Origin of the sequence: Methylobacterium sp. Leaf93, assembly GCF_001422345.1 — a bacterium.
Taxonomy (GTDB): domain Bacteria; phylum Pseudomonadota; class Alphaproteobacteria; order Rhizobiales; family Beijerinckiaceae; genus Methylobacterium; species Methylobacterium bullatum.
This window is the reverse complement of sequence record NZ_LMMS01000030.1, coordinates 93562-119650: the sequence shown is the minus strand read 5'-3', so window position 1 is coordinate 119650 and position 26089 is coordinate 93562. Positions and strand designations below refer to the sequence as shown.

General features: G+C 64.8%; 31 protein-coding genes. 5 read left to right on the top strand and 26 right to left on the bottom strand.

Features of this window, described 5'->3' with window-relative positions; all coding sequences use genetic code 11:
* The first annotated feature begins 61 nt into the window (after positions 1 to 61).
* From ASF26_RS20505 to ASF26_RS20495, 3 genes are all read left to right on the top strand, one after another.
* Entirely contained in the window at positions 62 to 442 is a 381-nt protein-coding gene (locus ASF26_RS20505) for a hypothetical protein (RefSeq protein ID WP_056258602.1), read from the top strand.
* Positions 443 to 449: 7 nt separating this feature from the next.
* Positions 450 to 785, top strand: a complete 336-nt coding sequence (locus ASF26_RS20500) for a hypothetical protein (RefSeq protein WP_056258599.1) — start codon at positions 450 to 452, stop codon at positions 783 to 785.
* 468 nt (positions 786 to 1253) lie between these two features.
* Positions 1254 to 2417, top strand: a complete 1164-nt coding sequence (locus ASF26_RS20495; protein ID WP_056258596.1) for a GSCFA domain-containing protein — start codon at positions 1254 to 1256, stop codon at positions 2415 to 2417.
* A gap of 126 nt (positions 2418 to 2543) precedes the next feature.
* Here the strand turns inward: ASF26_RS20495 and ASF26_RS20490 are convergent, their stop codons facing one another.
* The 5 genes from ASF26_RS20490 to ASF26_RS20465 all read right to left on the bottom strand — a co-directional run bounded on the left by ASF26_RS20490 (position 2544) and on the right by ASF26_RS20465 (position 5624).
* Positions 2544 to 3152 carry a hypothetical protein gene (locus ASF26_RS20490; protein ID WP_056258592.1) on the bottom strand — a complete coding sequence of 203 codons (609 nt, stop codon included), beginning with the start codon at positions 3150 to 3152 and terminating at the stop codon, positions 2544 to 2546.
* Positions 3149 to 3394 (bottom strand): hypothetical protein, encoded by a 246-nt coding sequence (locus ASF26_RS20485; protein WP_056258588.1) that lies wholly within the window; start codon positions 3392 to 3394, stop codon positions 3149 to 3151. The genes ASF26_RS20490 and ASF26_RS20485 overlap by 4 nt, the downstream gene beginning before the upstream one ends.
* Complete coding sequence (locus tag ASF26_RS20480; protein WP_156463076.1) at positions 3391 to 3744, bottom strand: hypothetical protein; 354 nt, start codon at positions 3742 to 3744, stop codon at positions 3391 to 3393. Before ASF26_RS20480 ends, ASF26_RS20485 begins: the two co-directional genes overlap by 4 nt.
* A 29-nt stretch (positions 3745 to 3773) precedes the next feature.
* Positions 3774 to 4283, bottom strand: coding sequence for a hypothetical protein (locus ASF26_RS20475; protein WP_056258576.1), 510 nt, complete (start codon positions 4281 to 4283; stop codon positions 3774 to 3776).
* 453 nt (positions 4284 to 4736) lie between these two features.
* Positions 4737 to 5624, bottom strand: a complete 888-nt coding sequence (locus ASF26_RS20465; RefSeq protein WP_082477725.1) for a hypothetical protein — start codon at positions 5622 to 5624, stop codon at positions 4737 to 4739.
* A gap of 419 nt (positions 5625 to 6043) precedes the next feature.
* Here ASF26_RS20465 and ASF26_RS20455 point away from each other — a divergent pair, with 419 nt between their 5' ends.
* Positions 6044 to 6409 (top strand): hypothetical protein, encoded by a 366-nt coding sequence (locus ASF26_RS20455; protein ID WP_056258562.1) that lies wholly within the window; start codon positions 6044 to 6046, stop codon positions 6407 to 6409.
* A 38-nt stretch (positions 6410 to 6447) separates the two neighbouring features.
* On the opposite strand, the gene ASF26_RS20450 is transcribed toward ASF26_RS20455, so the two are convergent.
* From ASF26_RS20450 to ASF26_RS20405, 10 genes are all read right to left on the bottom strand, one after another.
* Positions 6448 to 6645 carry a hypothetical protein gene (locus ASF26_RS20450; protein WP_056258559.1) on the bottom strand — a complete coding sequence of 66 codons (198 nt, stop codon included), beginning with the start codon at positions 6643 to 6645 and terminating at the stop codon, positions 6448 to 6450.
* Positions 6642 to 7148 (bottom strand): hypothetical protein, encoded by a 507-nt coding sequence (locus ASF26_RS20445; protein WP_056258555.1) that lies wholly within the window; start codon positions 7146 to 7148, stop codon positions 6642 to 6644. The genes ASF26_RS20450 and ASF26_RS20445 overlap by 4 nt, the downstream gene beginning before the upstream one ends.
* Before the next feature lie 85 nt (positions 7149 to 7233).
* Positions 7234 to 8829: an FAD-dependent oxidoreductase gene (locus tag ASF26_RS20440; RefSeq protein ID WP_056258552.1), complete on the bottom strand. Its 1596-nt coding sequence runs from the start codon at positions 8827 to 8829 to the stop codon at positions 7234 to 7236.
* A gap of 3 nt (positions 8830 to 8832) precedes the next feature.
* Positions 8833 to 10812: a hypothetical protein gene (locus ASF26_RS20435; RefSeq protein WP_056258547.1), complete on the bottom strand. Its 1980-nt coding sequence runs from the start codon at positions 10810 to 10812 to the stop codon at positions 8833 to 8835.
* Between the two features lie 92 nt (positions 10813 to 10904).
* A complete protein-coding gene (locus tag ASF26_RS20430) occupies positions 10905 to 14720 on the bottom strand; it encodes a hypothetical protein (protein ID WP_056258544.1) in 3816 nt (1271 codons plus the stop codon).
* Positions 14720 to 15154 carry an NlpC/P60 family protein gene (locus tag ASF26_RS20425; RefSeq protein ID WP_056258539.1) on the bottom strand — a complete coding sequence of 145 codons (435 nt, stop codon included), beginning with the start codon at positions 15152 to 15154 and terminating at the stop codon, positions 14720 to 14722. Before ASF26_RS20425 ends, ASF26_RS20430 begins: the two co-directional genes overlap by 1 nt.
* Before the next feature lie 7 nt (positions 15155 to 15161).
* On the bottom strand, positions 15162 to 15668 hold the full coding sequence (locus ASF26_RS20420) for a hypothetical protein (protein WP_056258536.1): 507 nt from the start codon (positions 15666 to 15668) through the stop codon (positions 15162 to 15164).
* The gene (locus tag ASF26_RS20415) at positions 15656 to 16096 is read right to left on the bottom strand and encodes a hypothetical protein (protein ID WP_056258533.1); all 441 of its coding nucleotides are present in this window, start codon (positions 16094 to 16096) and stop codon (positions 15656 to 15658) included. Before ASF26_RS20415 ends, ASF26_RS20420 begins: the two co-directional genes overlap by 13 nt.
* Entirely contained in the window at positions 16093 to 16878 is a 786-nt protein-coding gene (locus ASF26_RS20410; protein ID WP_056258530.1) for a hypothetical protein, read from the bottom strand. Before ASF26_RS20410 ends, ASF26_RS20415 begins: the two co-directional genes overlap by 4 nt.
* Before the next feature lie 42 nt (positions 16879 to 16920).
* Positions 16921 to 19908, bottom strand: a complete 2988-nt coding sequence (locus ASF26_RS20405) for a phage tail length tape measure family protein (RefSeq protein ID WP_056258528.1) — start codon at positions 19906 to 19908, stop codon at positions 16921 to 16923.
* Between the two features lie 26 nt (positions 19909 to 19934).
* Here ASF26_RS20405 and ASF26_RS22885 point away from each other — a divergent pair, with 26 nt between their 5' ends.
* Entirely contained in the window at positions 19935 to 20246 is a 312-nt protein-coding gene (locus ASF26_RS22885; RefSeq protein WP_156463075.1) for a hypothetical protein, read from the top strand.
* Between the two features lie 310 nt (positions 20247 to 20556).
* On the opposite strand, the gene ASF26_RS20400 is transcribed toward ASF26_RS22885, so the two are convergent.
* The 11 genes from ASF26_RS20400 to ASF26_RS20360 form a co-directional block, all read right to left on the bottom strand.
* Positions 20557 to 20946, bottom strand: coding sequence for a hypothetical protein (locus ASF26_RS20400; RefSeq protein WP_056258525.1), 390 nt, complete (start codon positions 20944 to 20946; stop codon positions 20557 to 20559).
* 43 nt (positions 20947 to 20989) lie between these two features.
* Positions 20990 to 21937, bottom strand: a complete 948-nt coding sequence (locus ASF26_RS20395; protein WP_056258523.1) for a phage tail tube protein — start codon at positions 21935 to 21937, stop codon at positions 20990 to 20992.
* Between the two features lie 20 nt (positions 21938 to 21957).
* Positions 21958 to 22392 carry a hypothetical protein gene (locus ASF26_RS20390; protein ID WP_056258521.1) on the bottom strand — a complete coding sequence of 145 codons (435 nt, stop codon included), beginning with the start codon at positions 22390 to 22392 and terminating at the stop codon, positions 21958 to 21960.
* Between the two features lie 9 nt (positions 22393 to 22401).
* Positions 22402 to 22545, bottom strand: a complete 144-nt coding sequence (locus ASF26_RS23580) for a hypothetical protein (protein ID WP_244476022.1) — start codon at positions 22543 to 22545, stop codon at positions 22402 to 22404.
* 143 nt (positions 22546 to 22688) lie between these two features.
* Entirely contained in the window at positions 22689 to 22883 is a 195-nt protein-coding gene (locus ASF26_RS23575) for a hypothetical protein (protein ID WP_056258515.1), read from the bottom strand.
* A gap of 149 nt (positions 22884 to 23032) precedes the next feature.
* Complete coding sequence (locus tag ASF26_RS22880; protein ID WP_156463074.1) at positions 23033 to 23200, bottom strand: hypothetical protein; 168 nt, start codon at positions 23198 to 23200, stop codon at positions 23033 to 23035.
* Complete coding sequence (locus ASF26_RS20380) at positions 23200 to 23694, bottom strand: hypothetical protein (protein WP_156463073.1); 495 nt, start codon at positions 23692 to 23694, stop codon at positions 23200 to 23202. The genes ASF26_RS22880 and ASF26_RS20380 overlap by 1 nt, the downstream gene beginning before the upstream one ends.
* A 28-nt stretch (positions 23695 to 23722) precedes the next feature.
* Complete coding sequence (locus tag ASF26_RS20375; RefSeq protein WP_056258507.1) at positions 23723 to 24388, bottom strand: DUF6441 family protein; 666 nt, start codon at positions 24386 to 24388, stop codon at positions 23723 to 23725.
* Positions 24385 to 24753, bottom strand: coding sequence for a hypothetical protein (locus ASF26_RS20370; protein ID WP_056258505.1), 369 nt, complete (start codon positions 24751 to 24753; stop codon positions 24385 to 24387). Before ASF26_RS20370 ends, ASF26_RS20375 begins: the two co-directional genes overlap by 4 nt.
* Positions 24753 to 25025, bottom strand: a complete 273-nt coding sequence (locus ASF26_RS20365; protein ID WP_056258503.1) for a hypothetical protein — start codon at positions 25023 to 25025, stop codon at positions 24753 to 24755. Before ASF26_RS20365 ends, ASF26_RS20370 begins: the two co-directional genes overlap by 1 nt.
* Positions 25026 to 25036: 11 nt before the next feature.
* Positions 25037 to 26089, bottom strand: a complete 1053-nt coding sequence (locus ASF26_RS20360; protein ID WP_056258499.1) for a major capsid protein — start codon at positions 26087 to 26089, stop codon at positions 25037 to 25039.

The window sequence follows — 26089 nt, the reverse complement described above, 5'->3', positions numbered from 1 at the left end:
GCCACAGCGACTCGCGGCACGCTGCCCTATCCCGTCCGGCCCATTACAGCCGCCGGACCTCATGTCAGCTTCACCAGCCTTCAAGATCGAGCCGGGCAGCCCACAGGCGTGGCGCGAGGCGTTCCTCGACATGAAGCCAAGCATGGTGCCGTGCGCTGGACTGACGCCCGCCGGCTGGCAGGCCGTGCACGCCGCTTCCCTGGATTTTCTCGACAAGCACGCCGACGAGGCCGGACGGCTCGGCTGGACGACGTTGCAGCTATTCGGCGTCCACCCTGATCTTGGCGTGATCCGCTCCGACTTCTGCGGGGCCATGGTTCTCAGCGGCGAGATTGTGTCTGAGGTCGACGCGGACTTCATCCGGTTCGAGCGGACGCGGTACTTTCGAGAGGTGCCGGGCCGGCCGAAGGGGGCTGTGCCGATCTGGGCGGTGAAGAGGTAGGCGCGATATGGCCGATGACGAAGGCCCGCCCTGGCGCGATCTCACGTCCGACGAGTATGGCCCGCGCAACTTCCCGGACAGCAAGGGCGGCGCGGCTTGGGTCGCATCATCGGAGTGCCTGCGCGCGCTACTCCAGCGCCAGCACGACGGCGAGTTCCGGCTGAGGCTGATCCTGCGCGAGTCGGTGGACTTCCGGAACTTCCCCGGACGCGATCCAAACTGGAAGGGCGACTACGATTGGGGTCCGGACCTCGCCTTATGCTGCGCCGAGATCTGGATCGAGCGGAAGAACGGCCGGCGGAAGCGGGTCGACACGATGAGCACGCGGCCGAGGCCGTGGTGATTCCCTCAAGCGCAAAACGTGGTACCGTCTGACGGTCAGTGCGGCGGCGTGGATGGACACGCTGAAGTCGGATACAGCGGGGTCGATTGGCTTAGGCCGTCTTGACTGAAACGAGTTGAGGCCCCGCAGCCAGCATCAATCCTGGCCCGCACTGACCTCTACTTCCTGACCGGCACTTCGATGGTCACCAGCTTGCCCGAGATCGGATCGAGGATGGTGAGCGTCATGGTGGCCTCCGGGCGAGACCAGTTCTGAATACAGAATGGTTAACGAACCCCTAACGGGGCGTTCCCTTGCTTCCCCGAACCATGCGTGAACCCGCATCTCTTGGCGTCGCGCTAGTTGCAGATCAATCACGGACGATTTCAAAAATACCACGATCGTGATCGGCTCTCGCGAAATCGTGAGACTCTCGCTACAAACTTTCTCCTCTCAGGTTTTCGGCCTGTTGATGAGGGAGCTTGCGCCATGGCCATCACCCGTGTTGATCAAGACGGCGCCAAGAAGGGAATGAGCACGTCTTATTCAAGCAGGCCTTCCTTATTCCCTGATAATACATCTTTGACAAAAGATTACGTAGTTGATCGTTACTTTATGAAGGGCTTCGGCCCGCCTGAAGCCTTCATAAAAAAGGGCACGCCAATCGTTGCATTCGGGTCGTGCTTCGCGGCGAATATTAGCAAATATTTGCATGGCCGCGGCTATAAAGTCTTAACCCGGCAGGACAACAAGGCTTACGTCACTCAGATGGGTGACGGCATGGTTCATACGTCTGCTATCAGGCAGCAATTTGAGTGGGCATGGGAGAATAAATTTCCCTCTGTTGCTCTTTGGCAAGGTTATGAACAAGAAGAGTTTGGGTATACTGACGAGGCCCGCCTAGCAACAAAAGAGCTGTTTGATGAGGCAGAAGTATTCATCATCACGCTTGGGCTGTCTGAGATTTGGTACGACGAGCCAACGGGTGAGGTGTTTTGGCGAGCACCTCCGAAAAATAAAATTGACCCATCTCGTCATAAATTTCGAGTAGCAACCTTTGCGGAAACAAAGAGCAATATCGCGTCAATACGTTCTTTAATCAAACAATATCGCCCAAGCGCAACGGTCATTTTTACTGTATCGCCAATTCCGCTTGCCGCATCATTTAGGCCCATAGCTGCGCTGTCTGCAAATGCGGCCTCGAAAGCAATCATAAGAGCAGCAGTTGATGAGTTTTATCGTGAAACCAAAGATAATGATGACAATTTGTTCTACTTTCCGAGCTACGATGTAGTTCAGCACGGTTTTGACAATCAATATGGAATGGATAGACGCCACGTAAGCTTACTCGTGCTTGATTTTAACATGAAAATGTTCGAAAGGTACTTCTGCTCTCCGGGCCTGGATGATGAGACATTGCTTAAGGCGTATAAAATCGCTCAGAGGCGGGATCAGCGCCTAGCGAAGATCGGCCTGCAGACCCCTGAGGAGGTCGCAGCGCTTGCGAGAGCCAAGACCATGAACCACCACGGCGCCGACGAAGCCCTATCGCCGGCCACCAAACGCTCTGCGGAAACGCAGTCAAGGGTGGACGCGAAGAAGGCCGAGAAGCGTGCCGCAAGAATTGCGGGCCGTAGAGCCGCAGGCGAATAGGGCGAGAAGCGCACAAGCGCGTATCTGGCATGCCGCAAAAGAAAACCCCGCACCAGCTTTCGCCGGGCGGGGTCTATCGTGCTCTCAGGACGACCGACAGGCGCGGCAGCGCGTCGGGTGGGGTGGCTACCTGAACCACCCCCGCATTCCGGCTGACGTTCGATCAATCAGCCCAAGGAACCACGAGGCGGTATCCTCAAGGACGAAGCGGCTGGCCTCGACGTAGTCGGAGATATCCGGCCGGGTCCAGAGCACGACGCATATGCCCATTACGGCCACCCCCATGCCCAAGCCGAGCACGATGCGATTGCGCCGAGGCACCACGCCATCGACAGCGCCAGGCGCGACGATGTGCAAGACGCCGGAGATCGCGCTCATCAGGATCCAGAGCGAGTTCGCATCGATGTTCGTGAACCACATCGGCATGCCGGCGAGCCGGAAGATCACCGAAAACATCGCCTGGCAGAAGGTGGCGCACCAACCGATCGTCACGCCGACAATGAGATAGTCCCCGCGCTCCGGCGACTGGGTGAGCCACGCGGCCCTGGCGTCCGGCCAGTAGACCACTACCACCGTCGCCGCGACCGACGCCTGGAAGATGCGCTCGGCCAGGATGAGATCGGCGTTCGGAACGAAGAAGTTGAGCATGAACACCGTGCCGACGAGCACGATGGTGGCGAACACGATTTGCTTCTTGATGGTCTCAGGCGAGGTGTCGTCATACCGCGGCATCATTGTTCGACTTCCTCACCATCGATCCGATCATGCCGGAGGCGGTCGACGGCGGAGTTCGCCACCTTCCTCATGTCTCCGACCCGCAAACCGGTCTTTCTGCTCTCGTTCGCTGCGTCTTGCGCCGACAGGATGTGAAGCTTCTCGGCCCGTTCGAGCCGGTCTTCCCCCGGTGTGTTGTGATGCCCCCCAAGGTGGGGGCACAGGGCGCGGCAGAACCCTTCCCGGATGCGATCAAGGATCATGATGCGCGTGCTCCCGTGTTCCGGTCGATCGCCTTACGGGATTCCTCGATCTCTTTCAGAATGGCCTTGTCGTTCGCCGCGCTAGTGAGGGCAGCTTCAGTCGCGGTCTTGAGGATGGCGGCCTGGCCCTCGCGCAGCTCTTTGATCGCCTCGGTATGGTCGACGCTCGTGGCCGATTGTCGTTCAATCGCGGTGGCGACGCGCTCCACCATCGTCTGCTTGTCATCCAGGCGTGCCTGCCACGACTCCTTCAGCCACTTGATCAGAAGCCCCATGGCGGCCAGTGCCAACGCCAGAGCGCCGACCAGCCCGTAGTCCTTGAGGAGGCCGGCGATCACGGCGGCGGTCATCTGCTCGGCCTCTCCCGGCATCCGCCCGCCTACTTCACGAACGACAGCGTCGACAGCGCCTGGACCAGCGGCGTCAGGGTGTTCTTGTCCGATACGGTCTCATCGAACTTGAAGACCCGGAACAGCCGCTCGGAGATGCCCTTGGCGCCACCCATCTCGTTGATGAGCCATTCGGGGGTCGAGCCGAGGATGCGCTCGAGCGCCACCTTCAGGACGGTGTAGCCGACGTCGACCGAGATGGCCTTGCCGGCGGTCGCGCCCTCGACAGCGTTTAGAGCGTAGTCGGCGCCAGTCTGAAGCGCGCGGTCGATCCGCTGCGTCGTGAGCCACATGGAGACCCACCACGGCAGCTTGCCGGCGGCGTAGGCCACCGCGGCAAGCACGACTGGATACAGAGCCTCCACGGCGACCTTGAACAGGCCGTTGGCCATGTCGCCCCACTGGATCGGGAGGACAGTCGGTGAGGGCGTAGCGCCCTGCGCGAACGCGACAGAGACGGCACAAGCGAACGCCAGCGCCGCGAGGAAGAAGCGGGTCATGATGGTCTCACGATGTGGGAGGGGTGCGAGGCGACCGGCCGGGCTCGGAGCCTACAGAAGGTAGTCTGTGCTAAGCCTGCTCAGCGATGGATGGAGCAGGAAATGCCGACTGAATGGGCGAAGGCGACGGGTAGCAGAGGGTCGTGGTTTGCCATGGTGGAGGGCGAGCGCCTCGCTTGCGTCCACACTCATTGGTGCAACTGGACGGCGCAAACGTATCACGACCCATGGGTTCTCCCAGGTCGCGCACATTCAGATGAATTCGTAGATGTCATTCGGGACAAAATGAACGTCATTTTGTGTGAGGACGAGATCACCGAGAACCCCGGTAAAGAGCCGGGTTTCACTCGCAAAAAGTACATCGCTCTTTGGGAAGTTTCAGACATCGCTTGGGATGAAGATGGCCTGCGCTTCAGATTTGCGAAGCGAGGGAAGTCACTCCAGTAGCGCCCCTCACCCGAACCAAGGCCGCATCAGCCAGGACGCGAGCCGCGAGCCCCACGAGGCCTTCACATCGTAGATCGGCTCCGGCAGCGGTTTCGGAGCCGGCAGCACGCCACTCTTCCGCGGTGCGGGCTGGACGAGAGGACCGGGGGGAGGATTATAGGGAACGGGTGGTTTGCTATGATCTGCCGCCACAGGCTTATCGACAGGCGCGATCGGAGCCACGGTGACGGGCGGGACAGGCACAGTCGCCACCACGCCGCCAGGAAGGTGCCCAGCGGCCAGCAGAGCCGTCTGGAAGCCCCGGAAGTAGCCGGCGATGATCGACGCCTTGTCCGTGCCGTTGATGATGGCGCGGGCGCCGACCGGAATGCTCTTCGTCGGGCCAAAATAGTCGGACAGCTTGCGGCCGGTGAACCATCCCTCGGACATGCCGATGAACATGATCGCCGCGGCGATGTCGGGCACCATGGCGCTGTCAGGGGTCTGCGTCAGATCCTGCGAACGGGTGAGGTAGCCACGGTTCTGAAGCTCGCCAGTCGCACGCCGATAGTTAGCGCGTCCCGTGAGCTGGACGTAACCGCGGCCCGCGAACTTGGCGCCGTCGCCAGGGATCGTGTTGCCCAGAGCCTTGGCGACCGCCGGCCGGCTCCCGGCGGGATCGTACATCTTCGTGTAGTAGGCCGTGCCGCCGTACTCCTTGATCGGAAGCATGGTGCGGGCGGTCTCATGAAAGGCGGTCGCTAGGCAGTACGCCAGCGCGTCACTGTCGAGATCGGGCGGGCACGCGTCGAGAATGGCTTCCATGCCGGAAACCTGCCCCTGAGAAAGGGAGCCTCCGAATACGAGTTTGCGCGCGCTCGCGAAAAACGCGGCGCGGTCCAGGCTGGCTGCCATGGTCAGTTCTCACGATGTCAGGGGTTGCGCGGCGACCGGCCGGCTCGGGAGGGGATAAAAAGAGGTGGACAGCGCGCGCGTGAGTCGTGTCTACGCGGCAACAGGGGTTGACAATCGTCCCTTGACCCCCGGCGATCGGGTGCCATATCACCCAATCTGTTACGTAGAGTGAACCCGCGTTAACGCTTCAAAGTGCGTGCTGAGTCGTCACCAACGACCAGGATGCCCAGCATGGTCTCTAAGCTCATGGACTACCTCGCCGTCGTCCCAGCTGCCCTGTTTGCAGGACTCGTTTCGATCAACGTCGCCATCATTCTCGCACGTGCGTCGCGTCATGAGGCTTGGGCTAAGCGTCTCCAGGCTCATCTCGACCGCGTCGCTTGGGTTTTCCGGATGGGTGGCGGTAGCCGCCATCAACATTGATCGGTTCGATCTTAGCGGAATTTGCCCCGTTCAAATTCTACTTCGTCGGCGTCCTCGGCAGCTTGGGGGCGGAACTGGCCGCCGCGCTGAGAGAAGCCCAGTCCTTAGGGGGACGGTGCCCGCCCCTCTACAAGCAGCCTTTCTACCTAGTCGCGAAACTGATTTTCGCGCTCGTGATAGCGGGCCCCCTACCATTTCTGGTGGACGCCTCTAACAGCCTTACGGCCTTCTATATGGGGCTATCTGCGCCTCTGATTATTGAGCGATTGGCCAAAGGGCAGTTGTCGGACAAGTCGGCGGCTCTCACCGCTACCGAGCCTGTCGCTGCGCCTGCCATGGTGCCTGAAGCCGAGAAGACCTGAGCCCTCACGCCGGCCTTAGGGTCCGACTGGGGTGCGTGTCAGCCAGCCCGGAACCCGTCGCGCTTCGTCCACTTCCAGCCCTCGGTGACGGGCTCGCCGGCCGGCACTTCCACCGCGCTCACATCCTCAATGTGATCCGGATGATGGAAGGTCTCGTCTTCCAGCACCTCGACGAGGCCGGTGACGACGTTCTGAACGCCCGACGTGTCGAGGATGGCGTATCGGGTGGCGCTCATATCGGTGTGCCTCGCTTATCGTCGGCAATGAGGACGTCCCCGTAGGCCCAGAACGAGAGCTTGAGCGGGTCCGCGTTGACGGTGTTGACATAGATGTGGAGCCAGTCCGCGCTGCGGTGAACGTTGGGCAGAGCAAACTCCACGATCGCGTAGGGATCGGCCGCCAGCGGCGCGAGGCCGGTCGGGGTGATGTCGAGAAGCTTGTCGCCGCTTTTGTCCCGCCCGGTGTAGATCGACAGGTTGATGGCGCCGATGGTCCCGATCGGCAACCCGACGCTGAGCTTGGACATGCGGTAGAGGTACGGGCGCATCCGTAGGGCGTAGCTCTCGCGGTTGGCATCCGTCAGAGCCGATCCGGCCACCGTCATGTCGACATCGCGAAGGACGCCGAGATGCTGGACGGGCGCGAAGAACGCGTGCGTGTTTCCGTCACCGCCTTCGACGTCCATCATGTTGCTGAAGTAGATCGGGCGGCCAACGAGTTGCCCGCGCGTGTTGGTCACCCAACCGTTGCCCGCTACATCAACCGCCGCGCTGGCCCCGCCGCTCGCGGCTCCCCGCCTTTGATAGGTTCCCATCGAACTCCCCTCAGACGGTGATGGTGGCGCCAAGCGCCTTGATCGCGGCCTGGACCTCGGACGCCGGCACCTGATGAATGTCGCGGTTGGTGCTCCATGCGATGCCGTGGAGCACGCCGAGGGCGTCGGCGACGCAGGCGACCGTCTCCTCCATCCGATAGGAAGACCGGAAGCCCGACGAGCCGAAGAGCCCCCACGACACGCTCATGTTCGGGCAGACCGACTTCTTCGGCAGGCAGGCGCGGAGCGGGATGCCGTAATCGCTCTCCGTGTAGTCAGTGCCGCCCTCTTTCTGAACGAGGCCATCCGGCCGCGTGAACAGGTAGGGGGTGTGGATGTCGAGGGAGTAGCCCCCAATCCCGATCGAGTCGGACGGGTTGAACTTTCCGGCTCCGTTCCTGGCGATCTCCTTCAGATCCATCCTGTACTGAGCGATGATCGAGCGGCCATCGCGCACGTAGTACGCGCCGGGGAAGCCGGGAAACTCGATGTAGTCGTCCGTGAACTCGTCGTCCGGCAGACCGAAGGCGCCGAGGGTGTTCTTGCGGCTCGTGCTGATGAGTGGGCTGTCCATCCACGTCCAGCACGCCCCCATGAACTCGATGGCGGCCTTCGATTGCTTGATCTCACGCTGGCGGTAGCCCATCTCGCACCAGCCATCGGTGTAGATGCCGGGGAAATCGGTTCCGTTGGTGGAGTAGCGGCCCGCCTCGCCGGCAACCGTCCCCGAGATGGGCCGTGCCGAAACCGAATAGGGGAACGACCCGCCGGCTGCCGATCCATCCGGCGGCGAGGCGAAATTGGAGCTTTTATTCGTCATGTCGACGATGCGATTGACGTCGGCCGGACCCCACCCCGAGGGCTTTACCCAGGGGCGATTGCCGACAAACTTCTTGAGGCTGAAGCGCCAGCCGTAGCTCTGAGAAATCGCAGCCCCCTCGCCGATCCTCATCCCAGGCCGTGCGGGCTGGCTCTGGTTTCGGAAGCGATCGCCGCGCGTGTCGTAGCCGCGGAAGTTCTCAGGGAGGTGGAAGCCCGGATTGTATCCGAGATTGCTCATCGTCCCGTTGGCGTTCGGATTGACGACCTGCTCATCGTAGAGCGGTTGGCCGTCACGCCCGCCGCGCATGGGCAGGCCAGCGAAAGCCGCGAGATCGACCTCGTAGGAGCCGTCGCTGGTCGAATGCAGGGCGACGTAGATGTCCCCGTTTTCGAGGATGATCTTCTGGACTGCGTTGTTTGCAGGATTGTTGACGACGGTCCTGATCTTGGCATTCACGACCGTCGTGACGTTGGGGCTGTCGAGCAGGATGGCGGTCATCGCCTCCTTGGCCTCGATCGACGAGCGGTCTTTCTGCTCGGAGCCGTCCGTCATGTTGTAGGGCGGACGCGAGGCGATGCGCTGGAGCATCAGCTTCATGTAGCCCCATCGGGTCAGCCCCGGCGTAAAGTCGCCGACGCCAAGACCGCCCGTGAACAGCCCGCCGAGGCGCTTCGTCCATTCGAGGACGCAGACCTTCATGCCGTAGGAGGCGGCGCGGCGCGCGGTGATGAGACCGTGGATGGTCCCGCCATAGACGATGAGGTCGAAGTTGTAGGTCGCCATGGATCAGGCTCCCACTGCGGTCATGTACTCGGCCATGGCCGAGTCCACGATGAAAAGCTCCGCGTCGGTCATGTATTCGGAGACGAACATGAAGCGCGGAATGGTCTGGGTGAACGCTGTGGGGCCGGTGCTACCGTTGTTGCAGAGGCCCAGCATTGAGAAGTTGGCGCTGTTGAACGCGGTGGTCGTGCGGCTCACGTCCTGCGCCGTCTGACCGTAGATGTAGCGGTACTTGTCGGCGGCGTTGCGTGACAGCGCGAACAGCCCCCCGCGGCCGCCTGTCGTCACGACGTCCGTTGACACCGAACCGGATCGTCCGGTCCCCGCCGGGCCGGAGCGGTTGACGCCGATCGCCATGTTCTGCGCGCCCATGGCGAAGGCGCCGGTCGCCTCAACGGTGGTGTCCGAATAGACCCCCATTGCGTGATTGTTGATGCCGATCCCCGAGTCCGTCGCGGGGACATAGTTCAGATCGAAATACGCCGACGCGCCGGGATTGCCCTGGAAACCGCGATTGCTGATGTGGAGAGGGTCGTTGACGAGCGTAAGGAGCTTACCCTCCCGGACCATGTCGACACGGGACGATGCGGGATCCCTCCCGGCGAGCAGGTAGGCCGTGCGGAACCTGCGGTAGGGGCCGACGCCATCCGCGTAGAGGCGCTTGATCAGGGCGCGGGTGGCCGCGCGCTCTGCCGTGTTCTGCGTCTGCGACAGTCGGGCCAGGAACGCGTCGGCAATGGCATCCCCGATCGGGTTGACGCCGCTGGTGTTCGTGAAGAACGAGTAGACGGGGATGGGCGTGGTGTCGGCGGACGCCAGGTAAATTGCCTGCTGGGAGCCGTCCCGGAAGCTCTCCCAATCGCCAGGCCCGAGCGTCTTGCTGTGGGCGCTGTAGGCAACGGGCGGCTTGCCGTAGCCGATGAGCAGCGTGCCCGTCTGCCCGGTATGCGTGATCTCGCCGCCGTTGCGGAAGAGGTCGTTCGCCCACCAGAGCTTGGGCTCTGGACCAATGAGCGTGGGCTCTTGGTAGAACCGAAATCTCTTCTCCACGATTAGGTTCTCCACGTATTGGGCGAGCAGCAGGGGGGACAGCTTCTTGATGAGCTTGGCGCTGTCATCGAAGATGAAGAGGCGGTCTTCCGGCGCGATGGCGTCGGCCATCTCGGGCGCGCTGGTCAGGCTCTGGGTCGAGCGATCAATAGAGGTGATTTCAATGGCGCCATTGCCGGCACGCCCGCCGAACAGAGGGCTGAAGAAACACGTCCCGGCTGGCAGGGCGACCGAGCTCAGGGCAGCGACGAGAGACACCCGGTAAGTTGATTTGCGCAGGCCTTCCGCGACAAGAAGGTCCGGCCCGGAGTTAAAGGCAGCTGTTGTGATGAACGTCCCATCGGCGCGGTAGCAAGCCACTTCGTTAACGGCAGTATTGCTGCCAGTGGTGCTGTTGATCCGGCGAGCTTGGCGATAGGTGAGCTCGACAACCTCATCATCGTCTAGGTGGATCTTCGCGATGGTGGTGATGTAGCCTTCGCCCGTGATCCGGATCGCAGGCCCCTTGCCGGGGCCATCGGTCGTGACGCTGAAGGCACCCGTAACCGTGAGCGGCGGAGCCTCTTTTGCGCTCTTGCTGAGGTCAGCCGTCCAAGTCCTCATCGCTTCGCCGGGGCGCCCCCAATACCGCGTCGCGCGCACCGCTGTGCCGTCTGCCGCGAGGTCGGTGCCGGGCGAGATACCGGCCAGCCCTTCCAGAGTGGTCACGCGGCTGGCGATGCCCGTGATCTGGTTGGTGAAGCCCTCGGCTGTCGTGAGGCGGCCGGTGATGTTGGCAAGCAAAGCACCGACAGGGCTCGTCGAGCTCAGCAAGATCTCCTGCAGGCGCGCGAGGCCCATCCGCCCAGTCGTCGGCGGTCCATCTCCATTCAGCCGAAAATCGCCGATGAACTCATAGAGATCACCGACCGGCAGGTCCGTCGTCATCGGCATGCACAGGGTCTCCCGCGCGCCATCGCTCGCGGAAGCGAGGCGGCGTCAGGTGGTTCGGAGGGGTTGAGGTCGGGTCAGATGCGCGGGCGCGCTCAGGTCACCGGAGCGAGCGTGCATGCCCAGGCGAGCATGCCCTTGGTGGTGTCGCCGGTGTAGGAAAGGGCCTTGGTGTCGTCTGCGAAGTAGAGGCGGCTCTCGATAGCCATGGAGCCGGAAGTGCCCGTAGCGGCCGCCGTGGTGGCCGTGATCGCCACCAGGAAGTAGTCCGCCGAGACCTGGATGATGGTCGCCGCAAGGTTCGTGAACGTGCCGTTGGTGGTCGACACCGTTGCCGTCTTGGCGGTGAGATCGAACAGCACCCGGGCATAGTTCCCGGCGCCGGTGCCGGAGGTTACCAGAAGGTCGAGCCGGCCATTGGTGCGGCCGGCAGCCTTAAGACCGAAGATGCCGCGAACCCTGGCCCCGGACGTGAGCCCCGTCGCCTTGTAGCCGATGTAGTGAGCGCTGTTCGCTGTGGTCTCCGGAACGAAGGTCGCCTGAAGCCCGTCGGGTCCGGTGCCCTGCGCGACGGGATTACCCATCGCCACGCGCGCCCATGCGGTGTTCGTCAGGTCGTTCGGGTACTGGATGACGTTGCCGGCCTGATCGACCTTTAGGATACTCTTGGGGCCTGCCGCGGCGCTCGCAACGCCCGATCCGTTCAGCGCAGTCAGCCACCACTGCCAGAAACCGACATCGATGGTATCGGGCAGCGTGTCGGTCTGGTTCGGATCGACCGGCTTACTGACGCTGAGGGCGGCATCAGCGAACACCTTGCCGAAGCCGTTGGCGCGGGAAAGCTGGACGCTGCGGGCGTTGCCGCCGGACTGCTTGATCGCGTGGGTGACGGTCGTCCCGCTGAGCGTCGCGGAGGTGTAGGTCGGGGCGTTCGGTGCCGTGGGATCGGAGACGACGCGGATCGGCGAGCCGGTGGCCGCAACGAAATTGCTGATGTCCGCCCCGGAATCCGTCGAGAGCGCGCCCTGGACCTCGTAATCCGTGGCATCCGCCAGCGTGCCCGATGCGATCGACGTCCGGCTGGCCGTGTTGAGCGGGATCGCGGTCCATGCGGTCGAGCCGACCGGACGGTAGCGTCCGACCAGGGACAGGTCGGTCCGGGTCGGCGCCGAGCAGGTGAGCCGCAGGAAGGCGACGGATGTCCCGCCGTTGACCGTGGCGCGCTCGATCGCGACGACGAGGTTGGCCGGAGACGGCGCATCCGTGGCGCCGACGGTGTGAGTTGCCGCCGTCGTCAGATCGCCGGCCGTACCGCGCGTGGAGACACCGCGGGCCTGATACTCGATCACGTCGCCCTTCGCGTACCCGGCGAGAAGCACGCTGCCGGTGCCGGCCAGCGCCGAACTCGTGAGCCACGTCGTGGTGCCGACCTTGCGGCTGAGCACCTGGAAGGTGGCGAGCGGGGTCGTGCCGGACGGGTTCGGCCGCAGGTTGACCACGACCGGATAGGGGTTTTCGGTCGTCGCGAGGCTGGATGCGGACGTGCCGGAATCGACGCTGACGATGATCGGCGCGACGGGGATGCTGACGGGCTGGTCCACCACGGTGCCGGCGCGGCCGCTCCAGGCCGGAGGCACATCGTTGGCAACCAGCGTCTCGATCTCCGGTGCGTGCGGGATCAGGGTGAGCGCTGCAGTGAAGTCCTTCTGAGGCTGGATCCCCTTCACCGTGCATGCCTGAGAGATCCGGGTGGCCTTCCCGAACATGATGAGGTCGTCCATCGCCGGCAGTCGGCCGGGCCCGTCGAGGATGAGGACGTTCGAGGTTCCGGCCACCGTGCGGACGGGAAACACGTTCGAGGTGCCGTCGGAGTAGCGGACGCGCGCCGCATAAGCCTGCCCCGCCTCCATGGTCGGCATCTCATCCAGAATGAGGGCTGACAGGCTTTCCGGCTTCAGGATGATGCGGGCGGCGATCTGGTCGCGGTCGAGGACATCGTGCGAGAGCTCGACGCGGTCACCCCGGGTCGGCACCAGGCTCTCGAAGTCCTGGTTGACCGTGAAGGTGTCGAGCCGGAGCATGATCTCGTATTGGCGCTTCCGAGCCTCCTTCCAGACCTGGGCCGGGTTGGTGATGCCCGGCAGTTCGAGCTTCTCGATGACCTTCGGCTGGCCGACGAAGCCCGGCCACGGCACGATCCGATCGGCCTTGGTGAAGCTGTTGGTCTCGTCGAGGAAGCTGACGCGGAAGGCGTCGGGAAAGGTGAGGTATGACCGCTCACCCTTGAAGCCCCAGGAATTGCGCGGCGTGATGTGGGCCGCCACGGTGTCGAGGGCACGGTCGATGACGACGCCCCAGCGGTCGCCCTTGTCGTGCGGGCTGGCGCGACCGGCCGCGGCGATGTCGGACAGCACGTCGAGGACGGACGCCTGGTAATCGTGGATCCGGTTGTAGGTCAGGCCGTTCGCGACACAGAAGGCGTGCCAGTCGCCCAGCGCGTCCACCTCGTCGACCGTGAGCGGATAGGCGCCGGCCGGTCCCGTGAGGACGTGCCGGAACAGCGAGGCAGGGTTTTGCGTCTCGCGCTCGATCCAGGTCTTGGTCGCCGCATCCCAATCCGGGCAGATGCAGAAGGCATCGCAATTGTACTCGTCGAGCGTGCCGTTCAGCTGGCCCGTCGCGCGGATGCGGATGGCGGTCACCGCCAGCGGCTTGTCGAAGTTCAGCGGGTATTCGGGCCGGAACGAGCGCAGGGCCGACCATTGCGAGCGACCAGTCCGCTGGATCTCCTTGCGCGACAGATCCTGATCGGGGCGGTCGAAATCGCTGCTGGTGCGGGTGATCTCGACTTCGTAGAGACCGCGCTCGGTCACGTCGTACTGGAACGTGCGGGTGAACGCTTTGCCGGACAGCTTGGCGAAGACCGAAATCGGCTTTGAAGTCCATGCCTCGGTGCCGACTTTGCGGTAGCGCAGCGTGAAGGTAGCCTCGACGCCGACCTTTTTCCCGTCCTTGTCGACGCCGCCGAGCCCACCCGGAAAGCCGATGTCGACGGAGAACGAGGAGATGTCCGCCTTCGTGTACCGGGTTTGCGGGCCTGCCCCCGGGCCGCCGCTGAGAAGCTCGATCGACAGCGCGCGCTCGACAACCTGCTGCGGGGTCAGCGTCAGTGCCGCGTCGCCGACCCGGCCCTCCCGGTGCTCGGCCGTGACCTCCTGGTACTTCTCGATGGGCGTCTCACCGATGCGGTGGTTGCGCGTGGCGATCGGGCCGTAGCCGTGGATGAAGTTCGCGATGACGAAGCGGTCGTCGCCGACGGATTCCGTGTAGGGCAGCATGCCGTAGGGCGGCGTCGAACGATGGAAACCGAGGATGGCCGGCACCACGCCGTCGGGCTGCGCCTGGTTGCGCAGGCCCTGGATGCCGTAGACCGCCGCGTCCTTCTTGTCGCTGCGGACCGGGATCAGCGCGTTGATGAGCAGCGTGCCGGCGAGCAGCGTCGTCGCGGTGATGACGCCCGCCAGGGCCGTTCCGAGAGAGCCGGTCCCGATGCCGCCGAGGCCGCCAAACAGCAGCTCGCCCGCCAACATGGGGCCGTAGAATTGGCCGGCTGCCACAGCGGCGACGGTCAGCGCGATGAGGAGGACGTTCTTCAGGATATCGCCCTGCGGAACGACCCGGATCAGCACCTGCGTGCCCGGCTTCGGCTTCACCGCGTGCCAGAGCGCCTCAGCGATCGGCTGCCCGTTGAGGGTGACCCGAAAGTACGCGCCACCCAGCCTGCGCCCTGCCGGCATGGCCTCGGCGACCATCTGAGCGATGGTCTGGCCGGGCGCGACCGTGAACGCGACCCGGTCCCGGGTGGCGTCGAGCAGATGCGGCTGTGCGAGAACGCGGACCGGTGCGTCCATCAGGCGGCCATAACCGCATCAAGGATCCGCGCCTTGTGCGCGTAGACCCCAACCAGTCGCGAAGCCCACCGGCCGGCCGTGTAATCGACGAGGCAGCTATCCTGGCCCGTGTCGATGTGGAGCATGCGGCCGGCGCCAATCGCGATGCCGACATGGTGCGCGAGCCCGGCACGGCGGAAAACCAGGATGTCGAACTCGGCGGCATCTGCGGCACCGACCTCATGCCACGGTCCAGAGCTCGAAGTCGCCTCGGCGAAGATCCCTGCAATCTCGGCACGCTCCTCGAGCGACGGCACCGCGGCGGCATAGTCCGGCACGGGGATCCCGAGGCACTCGGCATAGACGAGGCGCGCAAGCCCCCAGCACGCGATACCGTCGCGCGTGAGACCGCCGACCTGCCAGGGCAGGCCGATATAGTCGGCAGACCAATGCATGGGGAGCCTACGGAAAGAGGCCAGGGAACCGGGCTGGCGAGAACCGGCCGGAGGGCCAGGGTTCGGAGGTGTAGGGCTCGCGCGAGATGTCGAGCGACACGGCGTCGGCGTCGTAGGACGCCTTCACGCCGCGCAGGTTGGTGTAGCGGGCCTCGACGACGTCCGGCGACAGGGCCATCACCACCGTTAGGTCGATGCGGGCCGGCGAGGAGATCGCGCGCAGCGGCGCGGCCATGTCCGGTGCCACGTTCTCGAACGCCAGCGTCGTCTTCGGCGGCGAGTCCTTCTCATCGTCGGGCATGATCGCGCCCATGATGACGAAGTCGTAGTCCTGCCCCTGGTGGCGGGTGCCATAGCGGAGCGGATCCATCGAGAACCGCATGGTCGGATCGCTCGACAGGTAGACCGGCGCCGGCAGGGTGGCATGCGTGATCTTGATCAGCATCACCGGCCCGTCGTCGGTCGCCGAGGCGTTCATCGCCTGCCGAGCGTTCAGCGAGATCAGGCGGCCCATGAGTACAGCACCGTCATGGGAACAGGGACCACGTAGGACATGCCGCGGGTGCGGGTGCCGGCGCTGGGAGCGGTGCCGCCGAACTGGACGAGCCACCACTTCGCGTTCAGCAGCGGCGCGCCGTAGGGCGTCAGGATCGGCTCGCCGGCGGTCGTCAGGATCGGGATGCCGCCGCGGGTCTGGTCGGGGAACCAGAACGGGCGGACACCGCCACCGGTATCGACCTCCCAGAAGCGTTCGAGGGTCGTGAACTGCTCGGCGTCGACCTTGATCGATTGCAGGATCGGCTTGCCGACGGCCGACGAGCCGCGGCGCAACTTCGGGACGCCCCGCTCGGGCGCGGTCTGCAACCGGCCTTCGCGGAATCCCTCGTTGAAGCCCTCGGCGAGGATGCGCTGAGGTAGGCTGGCGGGCCAGACGGGGATCATCGTGTGGCGACCCTCGGCTGATTCATGGCCTGCTGTCCCTGACGGGTGCTCGCGCCTTGGACGAAGGCTTCGCGGATGAGGATCTCCTCGCGCTTGCCGCCGCGGCCGTCGGGCACCTGGCGCTTCTCTACCCGGGCGTCCTCGAACTGATTGATGATCCGTAGGTCGACGGGCTGCGGACCGCTCGAGTTGGCCGGGCCATCGAACTTCGGCACGTAGCCGCCGGCGAATCGAGGAAGCCGGTTCTCGTTCATCGCCTTGATGACCGGACCGAAGCGCCGGGTGGCATCTGCGTTGACGATGGATTCTCCGTTCGAGATCATCGCTAGTATGCTGTCGGACGTGCCGGTGCCGGGCCCGTAGACCACCCCGGCCGGCGTCATGCCGGTGGCGTACTTCGGCAGGATGCTGCTGAGGAAGGTGCCGATCGAGCCGCCGTCCTTGCTCGATCCGGCGAACATCATCGAGACCGCGCTATCCAGCACCTTGTCCGATAAACGCGAGGCCAGACGGCCCAGCGCGTTCGACATGGCGGTGGTCAGCGACGCGCCCTGTGAGAGATCGTTCTTGAGATCCTTCAGGAACCCGCCCGTCGAGCTCTTGGTCTCCGACAGGCGCTGCAGGTCACGCAGCCGATCGCGATAGGTGTCGAACTCCTTGGTGCCCCCCTCCGCGTAGCCACGGGCGCCCATGTAGGCGGACTGCTCCTCGGAGGTCCGGCCAAGCGCGCTGTAGGCGTTCGCGGTATCTCGCTCGAACCGCGAAGACAGCGCGGTCGCCACGACTCTCTGTCGAGCCGTCGCCACCTCAATGAGCGCCGCCTTCTACGATTGTAGCTCGGTCGTCAGGTCCTTGGATTTGGACGCCAGCAACTCCTCGGCGGTCTTGAACCGGATGCCGATCTCTTCCCCGTTCTCACGAGCTGCGTTCAGCTGATCTTGGACTGCCCGGAGGTATTCCTGACGGGACGCGCTCTGGTCGTAGGCGGCCGTTTCGGCGCGGATGGCGACGACACGTTCATTCGAGGCTCGAGCCGGTGCACCATTCCCGGTCACGCGGGACTGGCCATAGTTCAGGATATCTTGGACCGTGGCGTTCCCGTTTTTGAACACGCGCTGGTTTGCGGCCGCAGCGGCTGGGTCAATGGAGGCTGCATTGGCCGAAGGGTCCGCGCGCAGCATGCGCTTCGCGCCCTCTGGGCCGAGGAAATAGCCGAGCTGCACGTTGCGCTGAGACGCATCGAGCCCCGACTTCATCAGCGAGTTGGTGATCTCCTGAAGGTAGATCGCCACGTACTTTTCATTGATGGCCTTGTCGGTCCGCAGCCGTGCGATCCGCTCGTCGGCTTCCTTTCGGTTCGCACTTGATGCGTCGATTTCGGCGGCGGCCTCGGAATCGTACTGCCGATACAGGTTGACGAAAGTGCTTTTAATGAACTGGCCGGCTCCGAGCGCCGACGAGTTGGGGTTCTTGGCGTTATTGTCGCCGCTGCTCTCCGCCATGATGGTGGTCGCGACAGCATCGTTCGGCACGGCCGTCGAGCGAAGGACCGCCTGCCGGTTTTGTGACGCGAGAGCAGCCAGGGCAGACGCGCGGGCCTCGTTCAGCGTCTCGACCGAAACCGTGCGCCGGCCGGCGTCGCCAGCCTTCCTCGCCTGCTCGACGAGCTGATCGTACTGGTGGTTTACCTGCGCGACCGCGAGCGAGTAGCCCTGCAGATCGGCCGTCGACTTGGCGAAGTCGGCCTGCTTCAGCGCCGATGCCGCCGCCTCGCCGCCTTTGCTCAGGTTCGCACGCAGTTCGACGACCTGCGCGTCGAGGGCCTTGTAGCTTTCTAGCGCTTCCTGAGCGCTGGCGTTGACCTTGGGGTCCGGGCTCAGCAGGACGGTGGACACACCCTTGCCGATCCGGTCCCGGACAGCCTCTAACGCCTCGATGCTGGCGAGCTCGGGGTTGACGAGCTTTGTCGCGCGGCTGGTCTGGTTCGCGATGTCGTCGGCCTGGGCCCGTGCTGGGGCGTTGCGGGCGGTCTCGGCCTGTGCCTGGAGATCGGAAACCACCTTGCGCTGCCGGGTTGCCTCGGCCTCGTAAAGGTAGGAGTTGGAGCGATTGCCGTACTTCGAGCGCGAGGCTTCGAGTTCAGCCAGGCGCGCCTGAGCGTCAGCGATCCGCTTCTCGAACGTATCGGTGCCTTCGCCGAACAGGGCCTTGCCGATGAAATTGATGTTGTCGGAGAAGCCCTGTTTCGTCCGCTCCCACTCGCGCGAGAGGCCGCCCATCTGGGTCGATGCCTTGTTCAGCGTCGCCGGCAGCGCGTCCAGGATGACCTTCACGGCACCGGTCTGGTCACCCGCCGCGGCGAGCTTCTTCGCCATGTCGCCCGCACCGCCCCCGAGCGGGCCGAGCTTCGCCTCCAGCGCATCGACACCGGTGGCGACATTGGCCAGTGCGCCGGCCAAATCGCGGGTCGCGTCGGGGATTTCCTGCTTCGTCGTGGCAGCGTAATCGCGCTGGATCTTGATGAGGTCGCCGAAGAACTGCGGTGCGATTCGGCCGGTCGAGGCGTAGACGCCCGCCATCTCACGTGCGGAAGCGACCGACACCTCACCCTGGCGCGCCGAAGCTTCGGCGGTCGCGTTCATCTGGGCCACGGTCGCGCCGCTGAGACGGCCGATGCCGTTCAGCGACATCTGCGCCTCGCGCTGGCCCGCCGAATAGGTGCTGTAGGCGTAGGCGAGCGTGCCACCGATCGTGCCGATGACGGCAGCCGTCGCGGTCAGCGGCGTGACCAGCTTTCCGACCGCCTCAGCCACGCCGGACAGGACGCCCGAGACGCCCCCCTGTCCCGGCCCGAAGGTCTGCATGACCTGTCCGCCCTGCTGGAGCAGGATCGTCAGCGGAGAGGCCCCACTGGCGGCAGAGGCGACCACGTCCGAGACTTGATAGGTCAGGTTCTGCAGCTGGTCCGGACGCAGCCCGCCGGTGCGCTGACGCTCGGTCGTCTTGGCGAACTCGTCGTAGGTCGTGCGAGCCTTCGCAACGGCAGCGGTATGCTCCGTGACCCTGATCGAGCCCTTTGCCAGCAGCTCGTCCGCGTTCGCAACGGCAGCGTTCATGCGCAGCTGCGCGGCGCCGAGCGGGTCGATGACCTCACGAAGGGCGCTGGCCCGCTTCTCCAGATCTTCCTGCGCACGAGCCGCCTCCTCGAAGACCTCCGCCGATGCGCGCGCGGACTTCACTGGAGCGGCGTTTACGCCATAGGCGGCCGAGACGTTGGCCTGGTTGGTAGCCGCCATCTGAGCTGCACGAGCATCACGAAGGGCGGCGGCGCGGCGCTCCTCTTCGTCGGCGGCGCGCGCGGCTTCCTCGAAGACCTCAGCCGACGCCCGGGCGGATTTCGATGGCGTGGACCCGATGCCGTAGATCGAAGAGAGGTTCGCCTGGGTCGTCGTCGCGAACTGCGCCGCCCGAGCCTCAGCGATGGCGGCGTTCCGACGCTCCGCTTCCTCAGCAGCCCGAAGCTGCTGCTCGAATACGCCCGCCGAACTACGCGCCGACACGCTGGGGGCCGTCTCAACGCCAAGCAGGGAGTTGATGCTGGTCTGCGCGCGGCCAGCGGCCTCGGCCTCTTTGGCGGCCTGCGCGAGACGCTGGAACCGCTGAACCTGCCGGTCGGATGCGGTCCCGGCCTTGTCCATGGACACGACCACGCCGTCGAACGCCTGCTTTCCAGCCGCTCCCGCATCGTCGAAGACGCGCTTGACCTCGGCTCCGCCCTCGACACCGAGGCGGATTGCGACAGATTGAGTCATCACGCCTCCCTTTTTGAGAGCCCAGAATGAAATTTACGCATTCGATCGTCGGCTTATTGCTGGTCGCAACTGCTTCCAGCGCCCATGCCGGCAGAAGGGGAATAACCGAAGCAGATCGCAAGATTGATCAGTTTTGCAAAATACAGTCAGCCGGTTCTTCGTCTAAATTTGATGAATGCAAGAAGGGTAGTGTAGTCGCTATGGTCGCGCTACAGATCATATCCGAGACGGCTGACGAGGCCGACAAAGAGAAAATAAACAGTTGTGTTGAAAGGCATTACTATAAACAGGGAATGGTCAATTGGGAGGACGCTTGGGAGTGCGCTAAGCGTCGCTAGTCCTCCCGCGCGGCTCTATCTCGATATGCGCCCATGATAATGACCTCGATGGAGGGGAGCGCTTCGGCCAGTAGGGCAGATTTCGCGCCCATCGCGTCGGCCATCATGAGCACCGAGGCGTAGTCGAGGCCGTAAGGGGCGGTCTTTCCGAACCGGACCTGAGCGCCGCAGGCTCTGATGACTGCCCAGGCGCTGACCCCGTCGGCCGTCTGGGGGGCATTCTCGTTGTAGGGGCACGCCTCGCACTGGACCTTACAGGCGGCGCAGTATTCCTGACCCTCGTCGGCAAAATGCCACTCGGCGAGGGCCTTCAGGCGTTTTTTTCCGCCCCTCGGTCCAGAGCGGGGCCGACATACAGGCGGTCGAGGGCGTCGTAAGCCCGCCATTCGTCGAGGAGCAGGTCGACGTTCTCGGGCGTGACCGGGGCGAGGTTTCCGTCGGCGTCTCCGACACCTTCCCACTCGACGATCCCGGCATGAGCCAGCGACCGGACGAGGGCGATACCGGCATGCGTCCCAACATTGGGGTTCCCGGCCTCGGCATCGGCTTCCGACGCCACCCGGTTCTGCGTGAACACCTTGCCCGCCTCGTCGCGGCCGATCAGCACCATGGCGACGCTGATCGGCTTCACGCGGACGCGCACGCCAGGGAGGAGATCGAGCCACGCGAGGTCGGTGGCGGCAGGTTTCAGCTTCAGCATGTGGGACTGACCGGAGGTGCGAGGGGAATCAGGCGAGGCAGCATCAGCCGGTGTACGCGGTGACGTTGTTGACCAGCGTCGCGGTGACGGATTTGCCGAGCGTCATGTCCTTGGCCGCCTGGAAGGCGAAGGTGGCCTGGACGCCACCGGGGCCGGTGACCGGGGTCTTGGCTCGCGGCAGGTAGACAGCATGGGCCTTGAAGATCAGCGAGCGGGATGCGTCCGTGACCCAGCCGAAGGTCAGTTCGATCGGCGTGCCGTTCGTTGCCTGGTCGAGGAGGGTCGTGTTCGCGAACCGGACGACGATCGAGCCGTCCATGCTGACCATGCCGGGGTCGGCATCCTCGATGCGGCCGTCGTTCCGGATGACCTCCACCTTGTCGAGGTTGTTCGAGTAGGTGAACTCGGCCGAGACCACGGACGCGAGCGCGGTCCCGCCGCGGGTGATGCTGCCCTGGAACGGGGAGAAGCGCTCGATTGAGGCTTCCAGCGGCGTGCCGGAGCCAGAGGCGCCCAGCTTGTTCTCACCCTGAGCCATGAGGCCGAGGGTCGCCGTGAGCAGGCCGGAGCGCTGCATCTGGACGCGCATGGTGTTGCCGCGAACACCGAAGTTCTGGCCATAGCTCGGGACTTCGGGGAGGCCGATCTCGACCGTCGCCGAGGGAAGATCGCGCTTGCCGGAGGAGAAGACGTGCGTGTTGACCGCGCCGGCCGCCGTCGTGACGGGCTCGCCCATGTAAAGGCGAAGCCAGTTGCCGAAATTGCGCAGGTCGATCGGTACGACCACGTCGCCGTCGTTGTTGATGACGTCGCGCGTCGGCGGCAGAGGCTCACGCCCATAGCCGAGCAACTCGGACGAGATGAGGCCCTGCTCCTCGCCCAGCGCCGACGAGACGAACGGCAGCTTGCGGTAGCCCGTGGTGGGCGGGGTTCCGTAGGTGGTCTCGAACGCAGCCGTCATGATGGCGTTCGCGCCGCGGGCTCTTGCCATGGTCGTCTCCTCGGGTCGGATCAGTTCAGGGGATCGGTGGTGCCGTAGACGGCGATGAGGCCGACGAGGGCGGACCGGGAGACGGGCGCACCGTCTGCGGTAAGGGGTTCAGTGACGGCCGCCTGGACCATCACGTAATCGCAGAGGCCGCCGAGCGTCCGGTCAGCGGCAACGGCGGCGCCGACCGCCTGCAGCATCTTGTCGAGGCGGACCTCGGCGGAGACGGTAGCGGTCTTGTTGGCCGCGAACTCCAGCGGGATCTCGTGCTCGTAGATCCAGGTGGTCGGGTTCAGCGTCACATCGGGCTCGCCCGGGTCGCCGTCGTCGACGTTGGCGTAGCCGCCGGCCGGAATCGTCTGCTGCTTGACCTCGTTGCGGTAGTGGGCCGCCTTCGGGAGAGCGGCCTTCACCAGCGCCGCAACGGCCTGGATCACCTGTTCGCGCTTGCTCGGCATGTGGCCCGCCTAGTTGCAGATGAGGCGGATGGTGACGGCGGTCGACGGCGCAGGCTCGAACGGACCGTCCGTCAGCAGCAGCGTGGGCTTGGATCGCTTCACCGCGACGGTGGCACCCGACAGGGTCTGAGCCGTCACGCCACCGACGATCATCTGATTGCCGGACCACGTGGGGATGATGTCGACGTCGGGCGCCGAACTGCATGCCGGCCACGTGAAGGTGGCGACGGGGGCCGTCAGGCTTGTGCTGGACGTAGCGGTGTAGCGCTCGACGCGCTTTGGGGCGCCGGCAGGGCCTACTGAGCCTTGCGGACCCGTCGCTCCCACCAATCCAGGCACGCCCGGCACGCCTTGAGGACCAGTCTGACCCTGAACCCCTGTGGGCCCTGCGATTCCTGGCGGGCCAGCCGGTCCCGGAACACCTGGATCTCCGCGAGGGCCTGTTTGTCCAACTCCGCCCGCCGCTCCGGCGTCACCTTTCGGACCAGCATCGCCCTTGTCTCCCTTGGTGCCGGGCTCGCCTTGAGGGCCGGTACGCTGGACGCCGTCGCCCATCATGGGGCTGGCGGAACGCAGATTGCTCTCGGCCGGAGAAATCGGGCCGATGGTGAGGCAGGCGAGGAGCCAGAGGACACGCATCTCACCGCTCCAAAGCATCGCGGAAGCAACGCCATGCCGATGCGGCCGCAGTGATGAGGGCCAAGAACCAGACGAAGGGCGAGGCGGGACGCCCATCCGCCCAGGCCGGTATCGTGACGAAGATCCAGAGCAGGATAACGACCCCGCCCATCAAGTTCAGGGCACGCATCAGCCACCTCGCCCATACTGGAGTTCAGGTGCGCACTCGCCGGTCGGCGCGGCGGTCGCGATCAGGGAGACGAACGTCGGCTGGCTCGTGCCCAGCGTCTCGGAGGAGCGAGCGAGGAACCGAGTACCGGTGCGGAGGGTCACGCTCTCCGACAGGCTCGAAACCTTCCGGATCCGGACATCGACGTTGCACGGGTTCACGAAGCGATAGGAGGTGGCGTCCGCCGGCTTCGTGATAGCGAACTGCTTCGCCGTGGTTGTGATGCCGTCGAAAATAATGGGATCGCCCGTCCCAGACCGGACGAACGGCGTAGAGAGGACCGTCATCGGGGATTCGGGTGAACCCGCGAGTTTCCCGTCCTTGTCGTAGACTGCCACGGGCTGAAGCGTGACGCTGACCGGGACGCCGGGCGCAATCGGCGGCGGAGCCTCCGCAGCCGCGCCGCCGAACAGGACGGCCAGGGCAAGGATCGACAGAGCGACACATCGCAACATCGCGGTCCCCTCCATGGATAAGCGGGCGTCAGGCCTGCCAGTTGGCGGCGATGGCGCTCGGGATCCGGTCGGCCCAGCGCTTGGCGGTGGCATCGATGTCGAAGCGTTTCCGGAGCTTCACCTGCTTGACCAGCACGAAGATCACGACGAACTGGCGCCCCTTGTCGGGCCCGGTCTCCCTGATGGGGCGGAAGGACTTGCGGCCCTGGTAGCGCCGCGCCTGGCGCCGGTAGAAGGCGTCGGCGACGAGCACGCCACCGGTGCGGGTCGGGATGAAGCGCAGCTTGACGCCCGTCTCCCGCTCCCATGATGCCGGGCTTAGGGTGTTGTCGGTCGAGCCCTTCGTGCGGCGCTTCGATATCTGCCGGACGCCGGCTTCGGGCGTCGGAATGGCGAGGTACTTCCGGCCGCTGGCGACGATGGTCACGCCGCGGTCGAAGGCGTCGATGAGCTTCGGTGCGTTCGTGCTGACGTAGGCGGCGGCGTCAACGCTCTCGCCAGCCTTCGGGAAGGTCTGACCGCGCCAGGTGTTTGCGAGGCGCTGGCCGAGGCCCGACGAGGTCACGTCGTCGCGCAGATCCTGCTTCAGGCCCTCAGTGACCTGCTTCATCGCCGTCGTGACCGACTTGGCGATCTGGACCTCCGCGCCGGACAGCGCCTGCCGGATGTCGGGGACGGTGGCCCGGTATCTCACGGCTCGTCCGGATCCTCGTCCGGGTCGTCGGGCTGAACGGCCGACACCTCGCAGGTGCGGACCAGCCGCCGGGTGTCGATCTTGCCCATGCCGATGACGAGCAGCGTCTCGGTGAGTTCTCCATCGTCGTCGAGGAGGTCGACCGCATCGCCCTTCGCCGGCACAGCGACCTCGGAGAGGCGGATGTCGATCAGCATGGCGTCGAGGTCGAACTGATTGCCGGCGAGACCGACGACGGCCTCGGGCGTCTTCCTGATCACGCGGACGGAGACCCCATCGGAGCCGCCGCCCGCGCGCCAGATCGCATCGATCGCAAGGTTCGGGTCGTCGAAGATGGCATCGACGCCCATTGCGAACGCATCCATCACGTCGCGCGCAGCGCCGTGATGATGTCGGCCTTGGTCCGGGCCGCCGAGATGTCGACGCCCTTCTCCTTGGCGAGAGCTTCGAGCTCGGCCTTCGACTTGCCGTCGAGGCCGTCCTCGTTGCCGTCCGGTTCGGGACCCTGCTCGCCGGAGATCGCGCCGCCGGTGTCGTCGTCGTTGACGACCTCGTGCGTGCCGGCCTGGAGCGCGGCCTGCGCCTCGTCCCAGCCCAGGGTGACGACGTCCTTCTTGCCCTTTTCGCGCAGTCGCATGACGCCCTCCGTCAGTTCGAGGTGGTGCCGCGCACGAGGAGCGCGGGGCGCTTCACGAGCGGGAGCGGGTTGGACTCGGTGTGGATGTCCATGCCCTTGCCGAACTTCTTCGGCTCGAGCGGGGCCACGAACACCTCGGAGTCGGCGCCGCCGGGCGCCTGGTTGACGCTTCCCCAGAAGTCCGGGGGAGCCCAGAAGTTGGTGAAGGTGTCGGTGGTGCCGAGCGGGACGAAGCGCACATCGCCGGCCGGGATGAAGCGCTGCGGCGCGCTGGTGGTGCCGTCCTCCTGCATGAAGGACGCGCTGCCGCGGTACTCCTCGAAGGTGATGCCGCCGAAGGTGAAGCCCTTGCGGACATCTTCGCGGAGGATCTGCGGCCCCGATTGGTAGTACTTGAACGCCTCCTTGACGGTGGCGTGCGTGGTGAACTTCCGGAACCACTCCGGGGAGCACAGCGCATGCACGCCCGTCATCGTCTCACCGAGGAGGTTGTCCTCCATGTAGGCGGTGACGTCCTGGCACTTGCCGAGCACGTCGGTGCTGGCGGTGCCGAGAGCGAAGTCGACGACCTGCTCCGTGACGCCGAAGGCGGTGAACAGGTTGAGGAGCACGCTTCCGTCGGAGTCGCGGATGATGCCCTTCACGGCACCCATGCGCAGGTTCTCAAGGGTAATGGCGTGCTTGCGCCGCATCGTGATTAGCTTCCGGTTGAGGAAGCCGAGCACGCTTTCGAGGCCGACGTTGCCGTCGTTCGTCAGCGCCAGCATGTTCTGCACGTCCGTGGCGAGGACGCTGTCCTCGTGCGGGATGTGGGGAACCACGAACGACACGGGCTTCTGCTTCCCGCGGGTACCGAGCGAGGCCGGACCGCCACGGGGGCGGGTCGGCAGCAGGTTGAGCACGCCGTTCTCGATGAGCACGATGACGGACGTGGTCGCGATCGGCTCGGCAGTGAAAATGCCGAGCTGATTGATGCGGCCGTAGGCGTTCGGCACCATGGAGATGCTGCCGGTCAGCGAGGCCGCCGAGAACGCATCTTGGTTGAAGATGTCGAGGATGGGCAT